Annotated in this window: 12 protein-coding genes; 8 read left to right on the top strand and 4 right to left on the bottom strand. The window is 55.8% G+C overall.

What is annotated here, in order from left to right; genetic code table 11:
- Positions 1–38: 38 nt before the first annotated feature.
- The 4 genes from glk to ACT3TY_RS11450 form a co-directional block, all read right to left on the bottom strand.
- Positions 39–1007 (bottom strand): glucokinase, encoded by a 969-nt coding sequence (gene glk / locus ACT3TY_RS11465; protein WP_444628305.1) that lies wholly within the window; start codon positions 1005–1007, stop codon positions 39–41.
- Entirely contained in the window at positions 1004–2896 is a 1893-nt protein-coding gene (gene edd / locus ACT3TY_RS11460; protein ID WP_193055080.1) for a phosphogluconate dehydratase, read from the bottom strand. The genes glk and edd overlap by 4 nt, the downstream gene beginning before the upstream one ends.
- A 251-nt stretch (positions 2897–3147) precedes the next feature.
- Positions 3148–6225, bottom strand: a complete 3078-nt coding sequence (locus ACT3TY_RS11455; protein ID WP_444628303.1) for an efflux RND transporter permease subunit — start codon at positions 6223–6225, stop codon at positions 3148–3150.
- A gap of 11 nt (positions 6226–6236) precedes the next feature.
- Complete coding sequence (locus tag ACT3TY_RS11450; protein WP_444628301.1) at positions 6237–7295, bottom strand: efflux RND transporter periplasmic adaptor subunit; 1059 nt, start codon at positions 7293–7295, stop codon at positions 6237–6239.
- Between the two features lie 277 nt (positions 7296–7572).
- Here ACT3TY_RS11450 and ACT3TY_RS11445 point away from each other — a divergent pair, with 277 nt between their 5' ends.
- The 8 genes from ACT3TY_RS11445 to ACT3TY_RS11410 all read left to right on the top strand — a co-directional run bounded on the left by ACT3TY_RS11445 (position 7573) and on the right by ACT3TY_RS11410 (position 14540).
- On the top strand, positions 7573–9033 hold the full coding sequence (locus ACT3TY_RS11445) for an efflux transporter outer membrane subunit (RefSeq protein WP_444628300.1): 1461 nt from the start codon (positions 7573–7575) through the stop codon (positions 9031–9033).
- A 120-nt stretch (positions 9034–9153) separates the two neighbouring features.
- Positions 9154–10200 carry a nicotinate-nucleotide--dimethylbenzimidazole phosphoribosyltransferase gene (gene cobT / locus ACT3TY_RS11440; protein WP_444628298.1) on the top strand — a complete coding sequence of 349 codons (1047 nt, stop codon included), beginning with the start codon at positions 9154–9156 and terminating at the stop codon, positions 10198–10200.
- Entirely contained in the window at positions 10197–11162 is a 966-nt protein-coding gene (gene cbiB, locus ACT3TY_RS11435) for an adenosylcobinamide-phosphate synthase CbiB (RefSeq protein ID WP_444628296.1), read from the top strand. The genes cobT and cbiB overlap by 4 nt, the downstream gene beginning before the upstream one ends.
- Positions 11159–12280 (top strand): threonine-phosphate decarboxylase CobD, encoded by a 1122-nt coding sequence (gene cobD / locus ACT3TY_RS11430; RefSeq protein WP_444628295.1) that lies wholly within the window; start codon positions 11159–11161, stop codon positions 12278–12280. Before cbiB ends, cobD begins: the two co-directional genes overlap by 4 nt.
- Positions 12264–12800 (top strand): bifunctional adenosylcobinamide kinase/adenosylcobinamide-phosphate guanylyltransferase, encoded by a 537-nt coding sequence (locus tag ACT3TY_RS11425; RefSeq protein WP_444628293.1) that lies wholly within the window; start codon positions 12264–12266, stop codon positions 12798–12800. Before cobD ends, ACT3TY_RS11425 begins: the two co-directional genes overlap by 17 nt.
- On the top strand, positions 12797–13567 hold the full coding sequence (gene cobS / locus ACT3TY_RS11420; RefSeq protein ID WP_444628292.1) for an adenosylcobinamide-GDP ribazoletransferase: 771 nt from the start codon (positions 12797–12799) through the stop codon (positions 13565–13567). The genes ACT3TY_RS11425 and cobS overlap by 4 nt, the downstream gene beginning before the upstream one ends.
- The gene (locus tag ACT3TY_RS11415) at positions 13504–14157 is read left to right on the top strand and encodes a histidine phosphatase family protein (protein WP_172118263.1); all 654 of its coding nucleotides are present in this window, start codon (positions 13504–13506) and stop codon (positions 14155–14157) included. The genes cobS and ACT3TY_RS11415 overlap by 64 nt, the downstream gene beginning before the upstream one ends.
- On the top strand, positions 14109–14540 hold the full coding sequence (locus tag ACT3TY_RS11410; protein WP_444628290.1) for a bifunctional adenosylcobinamide kinase/adenosylcobinamide-phosphate guanylyltransferase: 432 nt from the start codon (positions 14109–14111) through the stop codon (positions 14538–14540). The genes ACT3TY_RS11415 and ACT3TY_RS11410 overlap by 49 nt, the downstream gene beginning before the upstream one ends.
- Positions 14541–14695: the final 155 nt, after the last annotated feature.

Genomic DNA, 14695 nt, shown 5'->3' with positions numbered 1-14695 from the left:
TTGTCCTTGTTGTTTTGAGGTTGCTGCCGCCCTGCGCGTTAAAACACTTCTTCGTTATGTAGCGCTTCGGCAGCGCCTAGCAGGCCTGTCCATGGGTGAGTAACGACCCAGATAGGAATATCCGCATTATAGGTGTGCATACGCCCTTTATTGATAAAGGCCGTATGTAGCTCGCTGTTGGGCAGCCAGTCCAGTAGGCGTGGAACAATGCCGCCACATAGATAAACGCCCCCGCGAGCGCCCATCGTCAGTGTTGCGTCGCCACACACATCCCCCAGGATTTTTAGAAACCGCAGCAGCGTGCGGCTGGCTATTTCATCACCCTGCTGGGCAGCCTGAGTCACCTCGGCCGCAGTGGTAAACGCTGGCGCTATGCCTTCAAGGGCGCAGTCAGCCGTATACAGGTCAACAATGCCCTGGCCACACAATAGGCGCTCTACGCTGACGCGCGGGTAGTGCTTGTGTAGCTCATCCAGCAGTTCACGCTCTCGAATATCGGTGGGGGCAAACGTAACATGGCCGCCTTCGGTGGGCAGCGGAATCCATGCGTGCAGGCCAGGGAAAACGCCCGCCACGCCCAGCCCCGTGCCCGGGCCAATTACCAGGCGCGCTGCATGTGCTTGAGGCGTGCCGGGCTTCACTTCCACCAGGTCGTGATCTGGCACGTGGGGGATGCCCAATGCCTGAGCGGTGAAATCATTAATAACTTTAAACAGCGAAAGGTTCAGCGTCTGCTGAACCTCGCTTTTTAAAAACTGCCAGTGGTTGTTGGTCATTTTGACCTGCTCGGCATGCACCGGGCAGGCAAACGCTAAGCAGGCCTCGGTGGGCGCGTTACTGCCGGTCGCGCCCACTTGGCTCAAATAGTCCTGGGCGGCTTCCACCACCCCCGGGTAGTCGGCGCAGGGTAGGTTGAGAATGTGTTGGGGCGTTTTCTCCCCCGGGGTGACTAACGCAAAGCGGGCATTGGTTCCCCCGATGTCGCCAATGAGAGCAGGTCGGCTCATTGGTCCTCCTGCTCGATTTTTTCCAGCTCCCGGGAAAGAACGTCAGCTTCAAAGCCGCCAAACACGCCTGCGCCTTCTTCGGCTTTAGTGGCCAAATGGCGGAAGCCGCCAAATAGCTCGCGACCCATGCCAAAGTGGTTCTGCTCAAGATTGGCCTGCGCGCAAGGTCTGGCATCAAACGTGGCGGCATCCATCAGTACGTTAAGTTCGCCGGTTTCGGCATCCAGGCGCACAATGTCACCATCCTGTAGTTTGGATAGAGGACCACGGTCAATGGCTTCAGGCGTGACATGGATAGCGGCAGGCACTTTGCCTGAAGCGCCCGACATGCGGCCATCGGTCACCAGGGCCACTTTAAAGCCACGGTCTTGTAGCACGCCTAAAAACGGCGTGAGCTTGTGCAGTTCGGGCATGCCATTGGCTTTAGGGCCTTGGAAGCGCACCACTACGATGACATCGCGATCCAACTGACCCGATTCAAACGCCGCTTTTACCTGGTTTTGATCATCAAATAGCTGAACAGGCGCCTCAACGATGCGGTGTGCCTGCTTCACTGCGGAAATTTTAATCACGCCGCGGCCCAGATTGCCGTCGAGTACGGTAAGTCCGCCAGTTGGCGAGAAAGGATTGCTGACCGGACGGAGTACCTCTGAATCGAGGCTGGATTCAGGGCCTTCGCGCCAAGTGAGCTTGCCATCTTCAAGGAAAGGCTCTTGCGTGTAGGCGGTCATGTCCGTACCAAAAACGGTAGGAATGTCGCCATGCATAAGACCCGCTTGGAGCAATTCACGAATCAGCAGACTCATACCGCCCGCTGCTTGGAAGTGGTTAACATCCGCCTGGCCGTTGGGGTAAATGCGGGTCATGCTGGGTACCACAGCGGAAAGCTCGGTGAAGTCGTCCCAGTTAATGGTAATGCCCGCCGCGGCTGCCATGGCCACCAGGTGCAGCGTGTGGTTGGTTGAGCCGCCGGAGGCCAGTAGGCCGACAATTGCGTTAACAATTGCTCGCTCATCAATTTGCTTATAGAACGGGCGGTAGTTGCCGCTTTGTTCGGTATTGCGAATGGCCTGTTCAGTGGCGTAGCGGGTGAGCGCTTCACGCAGCGGGGTGCCGGGGTTAACAAAGGAGGCACCGGGCAGATGGAGCCCCATCATTTCCATCATTAACTGGTTGGAATTGGCGGTACCGTAAAACGTGCAGGTGCCAGGGCTATGATAGGACTGGGATTCGGATTCCAACAGCTCGTCTCGGCCAACCTTGCCTTCAGCATAAAGCTGGCGAACGCGGGCTTTTTCGTCATTCGGAAGGCCGGTGGTCATGGGGCCACCAGGCACAAACATAGCCGGTAGATGGCCAAAGCGTGCAGCGCCAATAAATAGCCCCGGCACAATTTTATCGCAGATACCCAGGTACAGCGTTGCATCAAACATGTTGTGAGAAAGTGCGACCGCCGTCGCCATGGCAATCACATCGCGGGAGAACAGCGACAGCTCCATGCCGGGCTGCCCCTGGGTCACGCCGTCGCACATGGCGGGTACGCCACCTGCGAACTGTGCGGTTGAACCCATGCCCCGCGCGGCTTCTTTAATAACCGCAGGGTAGTCTTCGAAAGGCCGGTGAGCAGAAAGCATATCGTTATAGGACGATACGATGCCCACGTTGGCGCTATTGGTTAACTTGAGTCGTCCCTTGTCGACAGGCACATCGCAGCCGGCAAAGCCGTGCGCCAGGTTCCCGCAGGAAAGCTCGCCACGATGAACGCCTTGCTTATGTTGGTCCGCCATATGCGCTTCGTAGAGCGCACGCCGCTGCCGAGAACGTTCACGGATACGTTGAGTAACCTTGGCAACGGTAGGATTTAACGTAGCAGGTGTTGGGCTCGGCATAATGACCTCTGCATGATAGAAACGGCACGGTTTGTGTAGTTATTTTACATATTTTTATACTATTTAAAGTAAATAAATAATAAAACAGGTTATTCATTTGGTTTTATTACTATATCCAAGGTCTTGCGTCTTTTGCTTCCTTGCCTCCATGCAGCGCTAAAGCCGCTCAGAGGCTCATAGACACAAGCCTAGTATAATTCAATTGGCCCGTACCGAACGTCGCCTGTCGTAGCGGATGGGGCGCTCGATAATTACTCGTTTTCAACCTCGTCCCGTTTAATACTGAAGAACAGCGCATAAAGCGTGGGTACCGCGACCAGAGTGAGAAGCGAAGCGAATGCTAGCCCGCCCATAATAGTGACCGCCATGCTGTTGAAGAACGCATCGGTCAGCAGCGGGATCATGCCCAGAATGGTGGTGCCTGCCGCCAAGAGCACCGGGCGCAGGCGGCTAATGCTGGCCTCAAGCAGTGCCTGGAAACGTGCCGTGCCCTGACGAATCTGCTCATCAATTTCATCGACCAACACAATGGCATTTTTCATCAGCATGCCAGAAAGGCTTAACATGCCGAGCAGGGCAGTAAACGAGAAGGCCAGGCCGGTCGCCAGCAGGCCTATAACGACACCGCATACCGACATGGGGACCACCAGCCAGATAATTAACGGTTGCCTGAGTTTTCCGAAAAGCAGAATGGTCGTCAGTACCATGATTAAGAAACTGATAGGCAGCTGCTGCGCCAGTGATGCTTGAGCGTCGCCGGAGTCTTCGTGCTCGCCGCCCCATTCCAACGTATAGCCCGGCGGTAGCGGGATGGCTTCAATCTCAGCGCGGATCTCCTCGAAGGCCTGGGCCGCCGTGTAGCCTGCTCCTGGCTCGGCGCCCACGGTGAGTGTACGCACGCGGTTACGCCGCTGAATCAAGGCCTCTTCACTGCGCGTCTCAAAGGCATCCACCACCTGCGTAATAGGGATGAACTGCTCTTGCGCTTCACTCCATACCTGCCGATCAGGCAGCAGCGCCACGTCATCTCGCTCCGCTTGAGGCGCTCGAGCCACAATAGGCACCAAATGCTCGCCTTCACGATAGGTGCCCGCTTGAATGCCTGACGTGGCAAACTGAAGTGCCTGAGTAATATCATCGCGTGTGACGCCGGCAATACGCGCGCGCTCCTCATTAATCACTGGTGCGACGATCAGCTCCTGTTGGCGCCAGTCGGTGCGCTCGTCAATGAGAAAGGAATTGGTCGCCATACGTGCTTCGGCTTCAGCGGCTAACCCACGCAGCACGCTGGCGGAGGCGCCCTGAAAACGTGCCTCTATATCAGCGCCGTCGCCGGGCCCAAACTGCAGGCGCTGGGTACGTATTTGGGCATTAGGGAAGTGTTCATTTAAATCGCGGTAAAACTGTCGGTCCAGCGCGGGAATAGCGTCGAGCTCTGCCGTACGCACGATGAATTGTGCGTAAGCGGTATTGGGCTGCTCGGGTGAGTAGGTCAGCATAAAGCGCGTTGCCCCACTGCCCACAAAACTTGCCACCGATACCACATCGTCCTGTTCGAGAAGGTAAGCTTCTATCTCTTCGACATCGCGTAGCGTGGCGCGAATGTCGGTGCCTTGAGGGAGCTCGTAGTTGATAAAGAATATAGGTGTATTTGAATCAGGGAAGAAGGATTGAGGCACTAGCGTAAAAGCCCACATGCAGGCTCCAGTAATCACCACCAGCGCCGCGACGGTAATAATGCGCAGCTTAAGCGCCATCAAGAGCACCTTGCGGTAGCTGCGATACATCAGGCCGCCGTATAAATCCTCTTCGTCATCCTGATTATTCTCTTCTTCATCCTCTTCACCTTTCTTGCGCAGCAGGTAGAAGCCGAACAGCGGGGTAACGGTGAGGGCCAGCAGCCAGCTCAACATTAACGACACCAGAATGACGATAAACAGCGAGAACATGAACTCACCGGTTACATCATCGGAAAGGCCAATGCCTGCAAACGCCATAATGCCGATAATAGTGGCACCTAATAGCGGTATCTGAGTGCGTTGTGCGGATGCGCTGGCCGCCTCCTTGGCCTTCATACCGCGCTTTATATTGGTGACCATGCCTTCTGCCACCACGATGGAGTTATCCACCAGCATGCCCATGGCGATAATCAGCGCGCCGAGTGAAATGCGCTCCATCTCGATATTGAAAATGGCCATAAACATCAGCGTGCCGAGTACGGTCAGCAGCAACGTGCTGCCTACGACCACGCCAATCCGCCAGCCCATGACCAGGCACAGTACGCCGATAACGATACTCACCGACATCAGCAAATTAATCAGGAAGTCATTGATGGCGTCGTTAACGACATCGTGCTGCTCATAAAGCGGGTGAAGTTCAACACCGAGCGGAATACGGCTTTGCAGCTGCTCCATACGCGCTTCAACAGCGTCACCGACCTCAATGATATTCTCGGTTTCGATGCCCGAGATACCCAGCGTAAACGCGGTTTGACCGTTATAACGGATGACCTGGTCGGGGATTTCAGTGGGCTGTCGATAAATCGTTGCGATATCGGCCAGCGCTACCTGGTCGGTTGTGCCTGGCGCACCAATGCGGATCGATTCCAGTAGCGCGGTGCTGTCGATGTTCGAGCGCGCGACAAGGCGTACCTGTCGATCACCCACCCGCAGTACTCCGGCGTCTTCGACGGCGTTTTCGGTTTGAATAGTATTGATTACCTGCTCGATGGGAATGCCGAGCGTGGTTAGCCGCTCATTGGAAATATCGAGATAAATCGTCTCTTCGCGTTCGCCTGCGCTAGTGACGCGGGCAACACCCGGTACCGCCAGTAGTTCGCGCTGAAGAAAAGTTGAAATATCGCGAATCTCACGGGTAGAAAAACCGTCGGCGGTGACGGCATAAAACAGCCCATATACTTCACCGAAGTCGTCGTTGACCTGAGAAGGTTGGGCGCCTTGCGGCAGGTCGGCTTGGGTGTCATTAACCTTGCGGCGCAACTCATCCCAGATTTGTGGCAGTTCGTCACTACCATAAGTAGAGCGTACTTCTACCTGGATTTCTGAGCGGTTGGGCACCGATTTGGAATCAAGCACGTCTATTTGCGGCATTTCCTGAATGGCGCGTTCCAAGCGCTCGGTAACCTCTTCCTCAACCTCTTCAGCAGTGGCGCCAGGGTAGGGAGTGTTGATGATCGCGTAGGGAATGGTGAACGATGGATCCTCCAACTTGCCCACCGCATTAAACCCCCAAATACCCCCAAACAGACAAAGTACAACAATCAGCCAGGTGTTGATGGGCCGCTCGATTGAAAGCTTCGCAATATTCATGACCACGCCCCTTATAGCGATGCTTCAAGCGGTTTGACCTGCATGCCATCACGTAGCAAATGAACACCCGCTGCAACAATAGACGCACCGTCTTCAAGGCCCGCTGTAATAATCACCTGGTCACCGACGATGTCGCCGGGGGTAACGCGTTGCGGCGATACCGTGCCTTCATCGCCGTCGTAAATCCACACCTGAAATTCGCCTTGTTCATCGTTGTCCAAGGCGCTGCTGGGCACCATGATCAGCGGTGTCTCAAGGGTGTTTTTAAACGCGATAAAAACGCTGGCGGTCGTGCCGGGGAGGGCGATCAACGGGACGTCCGGGGTTGGGGCATACTCTACTTCATAGGTCTGGGCGATTTCGTCAGGTTCGGTGGCATGTTCCCGATACTCAAGCGAGAAGCGCTGCCCCGGTAGGGTGGCAATCTCGGCCTCGACCTTAAAGTGATGGTCTCTTTCAAGGTGCTGCATTAACGCTTGGGGCACGTTAAAGCGTACCCGCAGCTCGGAGATATCCTGAATGCGCACCACCTCTGTATTGGGTGGGACCGTTGTATGATTCTCGACTAAACGCCGGGATACGAGCGCATCGAACGGCGCATTAAGGGTGGTGTAGGCAAGTTCCTGACGCGCGCTCTCAAGCTGGGTTTCGGCAAGCTCGGCCTCCGTTTGGGCGCTATCCAATGCGGATTGGGAAACGGCGTCATGGGCCCGCAGGTTGCGCTGTCTTACCAAGTGGCGGCGAGCTTGCTCGTACTCGGCTTCGGCGCTGCGAACCTGTAAGGCATAGTCGGTCTGGTCGAGCCGGGCGATTAACTCGCCGCGTGGAATCGTTGCACCTTGAACGGCGGGAAGCGCCTCAATGCGCCCGCCTACCTGAAAGGCCAGGTTCACCGTGCTCAGTGCATCCACGCGGCCTACAAATCTGCGGCTTGGGTAGACCTCTTGCTGGCTTGTTTCATAGAGCTTCACAACTTGGGTCGGGTTAGGTTGCGTTTCATCATCGTTGCCACAACCCACGGTTAATAAGGGGGTGAGCACCAAAAAAATCCATAAAAAGCCCGGCCTCATTAGCTGCCTCCATGCAAGCGGTCAAATCCATTTTTAACTAACGTATTATTATCACCAGGGTATCTTTATAACCAGGGTGTCGTTATGCAAGCTAGCAACTATAGTCGTTAGAATCATAGTCGTTAGAACCATCGTCGTTAGAGCCATAGCTGTTAGAACTATAGTAGTTAGCGGGGAGTGCGACGAACGGTTGTTTAATTTTATCCTGAGATAATTATCTGAGTGGATGAATAGCTCAACGGTGGCAAACACTGTAGAAGAATGCAAAGGAGTGCAGATGTACAAGGGGAACGTCAAACGCCGTTGGTTAGGGGTGGCGCTTGTCGCTTTATTAAGTGGCTGTACGGTAGGGCCTGATTATCAGCGTCCTGAAATAGCGCTACCGGATACCTGGCCTGAGCGTATTACGCTCAGCCAGGCAGAGCGCAGCGAATGGCGCGATTGGTGGAAGCAGTTCAATGATCCCGCCTTAAATGCGCTGGTTGCCCGTGCCACGCAAGATAATCTCGAATTGGCCGTTCAACTGGGCCGTATTCAAGAGGCCCGAGCACAGTTGGGGTTGGCCGATGCCGAGCTATTCCCAAGCGTTGGTTACCAGGCTGAAGCTAACCGCGAACGCATGCCCGGGGCTTCCATACCCATCGATATTGAGCCGGTGCAAGACTTGCTCACCTCGACCAGTAATCAATACTCCCTCGCGGGTAGCCTTGAGTATGAATTTGACCTTTGGGGACGGTTGGCGCGCCAACGCGAGGCCGCCATCGCCATGTTTGAAGAGAGTCAGTTTGCCCATGATGCCGCTGAAATTGGCGTCATTGCGGATGTTGTCACTACTTATTTCGACCTTAAAAGCGCCCAGTACCAGCAGGCGATACTTGAAGAGACGCAGGCCGCTTACGAAGAGACGTACCGACTGCAACAACTGCGGTTCGAGTTGGGTGAAAGCAGTGAACTTGAGGTGCGCCAGGCTGAAGCTGAGTGGCAGGGCGCGCGCACTGAACTCCCGCAGGTTACTCAGCGGGTAGAGACGCTGAGAGGCGCCTTGGCCGTGCTGGTGGGGATGTCACCGCGCGAACTAATGGGCGAGCTTGATTTTGGCGACACGCATCTACGCGAAATTGCTGAGCCTGCGCGTATTCCGCATTTACTCCCTTCAGAGCTGCTTCAGCGGCGGCCAGACCTACGGGCAGCGGAGGCTGAGCTGATCGCCGCTAACGCCCAGGTTGGCGTGGCCGAAGCTGGCCGTTTGCCATCGCTGAACCTCAATGCTTCCCTAGCAAGCGTGGCGGCCAATACCAGCGACCTGTTTACTGATAATGCACGCTCTTGGGGGCTTGGTGCATCAATTGTTGGGCCGCTTCTGGATTTCGGGCGCAGCCGTGCCAATGTGGAAAGCGCGGAAGCGCTGGTCGAACAAGCCGATGCGCAGTATCGACTAACCGTGTTGACCGCCTTCAACGAAGTACGCGATGCGCTGTATAACTACGATATCAGTCAGCAGCGCGTCGAGGCGGTCAATGACCAGCTTGAGGCGGTAGAGCGGGCGCAGGAGCTTGCGGTGCTGATGCATGAGCAAGGGCAAGTCAGCATGCTGGAACGACTCGACGCTGATCGTTCGCTGCTTTCAGCTGAGCTTGACCGTGCGGATGTGCAGCGCGAACGATTGGCGGCGGCAGCGACGTTATTTAAAGCCTTGGGCGGCGGGTGGCAGGCCAATCCTCCGGCAACACTGCAATAGCACCAGCGTAACGGCTAAAAAGCCAGATGCGCGGCGATGAAAGAGCAACGTTAAAGCCCCAACGTTTGTTACTATTTAAGGCTTAACTGTCTGTTTTCTTTTACGCTACTGGAGCCCGCTATGCATTCCCTTATTGCCCAGATACAACCTGTTGATTACGCTGCTGGTGATAGGGCAAGGGCGTATCTGGACACGCTGACCAAGCCGCCTGGAAGCCTTGGGATGCTAGAGCAGTTAGCGATTCAGCTTAGCGAAATTAGCGGTGAACGTGCGCCTACCCTTACGCCGCCTGGGGTTGTGGTGTTTGCCGCGGACCATGGCGTTGCCGCCGAAGGCGTTTCTGCCTTTCCCCAAGCGGTTACGGCACAGATGGTCGCCAACTTCGCCAGCGGAGGTGCGGCAATCAACGTGTTTGCCCGGCAGGTGAACGCCAGGCTTGAAATCGTCGATGTGGGGGTCGTAAGCGATGTTGATATGCCGGGCGTGGTCGTCAATAAGATACGCCGTGCCTCGGGAAATATTGCTATTGAAAATGCCATGCTCCCTGAGCAAGCCCAAGCAGCAATTGAGGCAGGCATTAATGCCGTGAGGCGCGCTCACCAGGCGGGTTGTCGTAGTGTGATAGTAGGCGAGATGGGCATTGCCAACACCACCGCAAGTAGCGCCATGTTAGCGGCCTTGACCGGTACGCCGGTGGCTCAGGTGGTGGGCGCAGGCACAGGGCTTAACAGCCAGCAGCAAACCCATAAGGTGAATGTTATTGAACGGGCGCTTGCGGCGCGGCATTTTGAGGCGGATCAACCGCTAAGCGTACTGACCGCCTTGGGTGGGCTTGAAATAGCCGCGATGGCCGGCGCCTATTTGGCTGCAGCCGCTTATCGCCTGCCCGTCATTGTCGATGGTTTTATTGCGAGCGTGGCCGCACTGACTGCCTGCCGAATTTGCCCCGCTGTAAGCGGCTATCTTGTATTCGGTCATCGCTCTGAAGAGCCAGGCCACGGGGCAGCGCTGGAAGCGCTGGAGGCAACACCGTTACTCGCGCTGGGCATGCGCTTGGGGGAAGGCAGCGGTGCCGCGTTGGCTTTCCCTTTGCTCCAGGCGGCTACCGCCATGATGGCTGAAATGGCGACGTTTACCTCCGCCGGTATCGCGGACAAAACAGCGTGACCCTGCTACTGCTTATTACATTCGCTATCGGGTTGGATTTACTAATAGGTGACCCTCGCTCGTTGCCGCACCCGGTCGTTTTCATTGGCCGCATGATCAGCTTTTTGGAAAAACGCTGGAATCGAGGCACTGATTCACAGCGAAAGCGCCGGGGATTTCTACTCACCGCAACCGTCGTCATTGGCGTATGGGGTGTTAGCTGGTCAGTGCTTGCGCTGTTAACGGCGATTAACGTTTGGCTTGGGTTAGTTGCAGAGCTCTGGCTGCTGGCTACAACGCTTGCCATTAAAGGGTTGGCGGATGCAGGCCGAGCCGTCGCGGTACCGCTGGCTAACGGTGATTTGCCGGGCGCACGCCAAGCGCTTTCCATGATTGTAGGGCGCGATACGGTAGCGCTCGATGAGGCTGAAATCACTCGGGCGACGGTAGAAACCGTGGCTGAAAATACCGTGGATGGTATTACCGCACCGCTGTTTTTTGCCGTGATAGGCGGGGCGCCGTTAGCTCTGGCGTATAAGGCGATTAATACGCTGGACTCCATGGTAGGTTACCGTAACGAGCGCTTTGAAAAGTTTGGCTTTGCCTCGGCCAAGCTGGACGATATTGCCAACTGGCTGCCTGCCCGAATCACCGCGTGTTGCCTTTGGTTAGGCGGCATTTTATTGGCCTTGGTGGCCAACAAGCCGCTACGCTGGCGAGGCGCGCTACGTGCCACTTGCCAAGAGGCCCTGCGTCACCCAAGCCCCAATGCCGGTTGGCCAGAGGCCATGGTTGCCAGGCTATTGGGTGTGCAGTTGGGTGGGCATAATACCTATCAAGGCGCTATTTCTCGGCGCGCAACGCTTGGCGAGCCACTGGCGCCACTAAACGTGACGCACATTGGGGCGACCATTCAACTAATGCATGTAGGGTGGCTGCTGTTTATGGGGCTGATGGGGTTGCTATGGGTGGGGGTAAGGTGAGCTATAACTCAGATCAGTGCGCCTCTCACTGGCCAAGCCATGGTGGCCAGCCAGCCGCACTTTTAAAGCGCTTTGGGCTACCCGATGCGCACCCGATAGAAGACTTTAGTGCCAACCTTAATCCGCTTGGCCCGCCTGAGTGGGTGGCAAACGCGCTCACTACGTCGATTGCGTCGCTTGCCCATTATCCGGCACCTGATTATCGCGTGGCTCGAGAGGCGATAGCCGCCTACCACGGCGTTACGCCCGAGCAGGTACTGCTGACCAACGGGGGCGCCGAGGCGATTTTTTTAGCGGCAGCCCGGTATGCGGGCAAGCGCGCCGCCATCGTGACGCCTGGCTTTGGAGAGTATGCGCGCGCCTGCCGCGCACATCGTTTGCCAATTACTTATGTTGCGTTATCCGCTCCAACGTTTGAGCTTGATCTCGACGCGTTAATGGCATCACTAAAAGGCATCAGCGTACTGTTTTTATGCCGCCCCAATAACCCTACCGCTACGTTGATTCCACTGAGTATCATGCAGGCGTTATTGGCCCGCACGGCAGCGATAGGTTGCGATGTGGTGGTTGATGAAGCGTTTGTCGATATGACCGTGCAGGTGGGGGAAAGAGCGTCGTTAACGCCCCTGTTGGCCGAGTATCCGCATTTGCTACTGCTACGCTCGATGACCAAGTTTTATACGTTGCCGGGGTTACGCGTAGGCTACGTGCTGGCGTCTTCGGCGATCATTCAAACGCTGGTGGTGCATCAACCTCCCTGGAGCGTAAATCAGATGGCGGCTGCGCTGGTGGCGCCGCTCCTTCGGGATGCGGTGTTTGCTGAGCAAACTCGCAGCTGGCTAAACCAGCAGCATCCGCTGATGGCGGCATCTCTGCCTACAAAAGGGCTTGATGTCGTCACCAGCACGACGAATTTTTTTCTGGTAAGGCCTAATAACACTTTGCGTGAAAGGGGGCTTACCAGTAACGTACTTTTTGAGCATCTGTTGCGAAACGGCATACTGGTTCGTCATACGCATAACTTTGCAGGTCTGGACGGTGATTGGGTGCGCATTGCCCTGCGTGGCGCAACAGCGAACCAACGATTATTAAAGGTACTGAATGATTGTCTTTGTTAGTGGCGGCGCTCGCTCGGGGAAAAGCGCAGTGGCCGAGCAGCAGGTAATAAAAGCCGCCAAGGGGAGCAGTTGCTACTACATTGCTACTGCGGAGGTTTATGACGCAGAGATGGCGGCTCGAGTGGCACGCCATCAAAGCGCACGGGATACGCGTTGGATCACGATGGAAGCACCCATTGCCATTGACCAAGCTATCGCACAAGTGCCCGATGGCGCCGCTGTATTGTTGGACTGCCTGACACTCTGGGCCAGTCAGGTGCGTTACGCGGGTGGTTTAACTGACTCCCAAGGCAAGGCGCTCTTACAAAAGAGCGTACAAGATGCGCGCTCGCGAGGCATTCACCTGGTGCTGGTTTCCAACGACCTCAATGAGGATCTGCCTTCACCTGATAAAGAACTCTGGAGTTTCCTGACATTTTTACAGTCACTGCATTGCTGGCTGGCGGCTGAGGCAAACTCGGTGCTTGAAGTGGTGGCTGGGCATGCCATTGAGTGGAAACCCAAGAGTGACCCTTCATGAAAAATGCTTTTTATGGTGGTGCGCTTGCCCTGCAGTTTTTAACCCGCTTACCGGTACCGATTGCTTGCCCCTGGACACCTAAAACCCGCCGCTGGGCTATCCGTGCCTATCCCCTGGTGGGGCTATTGTTGGGTAGTTTGTTAACGCTGCTGGCGCTGTTGCTTCAAAACGCGCCCACGCCAATTGCCGCGCTTGCGCTGCTCAGCCTATGGGTGGGCTTGAGCGGTGGCTTGCACCTGGATGGGGTAATGGATTTAGCCGATGCACTGGGCAGCAATCAGCCGCTGGCGCGCCGCTGGGAAATCATGAAAGACCCCCTCATTGGCAGTTTCGGCATCTTGGCGCTGCTTTTTTTGCTTGCCTGGAAAGGCGTCCTGCTTTGGGCATTGCTGCAATACGACGCCCCGCTCTGGTGGTTGGTGGTACTCCCCGCGCTGGGGCGGTGGGGGGGCGCGATGCTACTGGTATTCACGCCATGTGCTCAACAAACAGGGCTGGCCTGGGCCTGGAAACAGTCGCTTGGCCTGCGTGATGTACTGCTGGCGCTGGTACCTTTGCTGCTGCTCGCGCTTTTTTGGCCGGGCATTATGGCAATGTGTCTTGCGACGGGCTTATTTGTAGTCGCCAGCCGATGGGCGCTGATGACACTGTTCCAGGGTATTAATGGTGATATGGTGGGCGCGACGATAGAAGGGGGTGAGTTGTGGCTGATGGGGTTAATGTTGAGCTGGTGGTGGTACGCCATGGCATCACCGCCTGGAATGTAGAGCGCCGCTATCAGGGACAGCGCGATATTCCGTTGTTATTTCCTGATGCTGAAGAGGGGCTTTTAGCACTTCGCGAAGCGCTAGCAAGCGAGCGTTTTGACGCGATCTATTCAAGTGACCTTCACCGCTGTCAACAAACGCTTGAATGGATTCAAGCGGCCAAACCGGGGGTGCCGCTACGTTTGGAGTCTCGCCTACAAGAACTCAATTTTGGCGATTATGAAGGCAAGGTTTACGATGAACTTAAGGACTTGCCGCATTATCGAGCCTGGGTGGATAGTGTCGGCGAGCTACAAATTCCCGGTGGCGAGTCCGCGGCTCAGTTACGTGAGCGCTTGGCGCTTTGGCTTGCCGATGTAGCGAAAGATGCCTTGGCGCATGGGTATCACAAGATTCTGGTCGTGACGCATGGCGGCGTTATCCGCGAGCTTCGTCGCCGCTTTGAAACGATTGAGTTTTGGGATGGCGCGGTGACTCAGGCCCAGGGAAGACGCTGGCAATTGACGTATCACCCCGGCGATTGTGGAAAAGGAGAGTGGCTATGCAACTGTTCATCGGCGGTGCCTGTGCCGGTAAGCGAAGCCTTGTAAAAACACGTTTTCCAAGTGCTGTCTGGTGGCGGTTAGCGCCTGGGCAGCGCTTACGTGAGTGCGCCGGGATAATGTTGCCCAGCACACCATTAATACTGCATGGCGTACTGGAGTGGCTCTCAGCCTCCATGGACTCAGATGCAGGAAGCGATGGCTGGCGGTCACAATGGTGCGATGATTTAAACGAGCTTCTGCAATCTGCCAAGGCGCAGCAAACAGCGCTGGTTATTATCGCCAGCGATATCGGCCGAGGCATTGTGCCCATCGAGCGCCACCAACGCCGCCTGCGTGATTTAAACGGCTGGTTTAGCCAAGACGTAGCGGAACGTGCCGAGCACGTTTGGTATGTGCGCCATGGGTTGGTGCAGAGATTACCTAATTAAGTAGCAGCACGTTTTTCTTTAGTACGTCAGTTTTATCCTGCTTTTGTAAGAGATCTCTTACTTTTTTGTAGGATATTGTCGCTTTGCGCGCTTAAAGGGTTGCTCTTCAGTGAGTTACCGCTACTCTGGACGTTTGTCTTTTTATTACGTTCCAG

The sequence above is a fragment of the Halomonas sp. AOP22-C1-8 genome (assembly GCF_052378905.1).
Lineage (GTDB): Bacteria > Pseudomonadota > Gammaproteobacteria > Pseudomonadales > Halomonadaceae > Vreelandella > Vreelandella citrativorans.
Note: the sequence above shows the minus strand (reverse complement) of the source record. Positions and strands in the feature narration are given on the sequence as shown.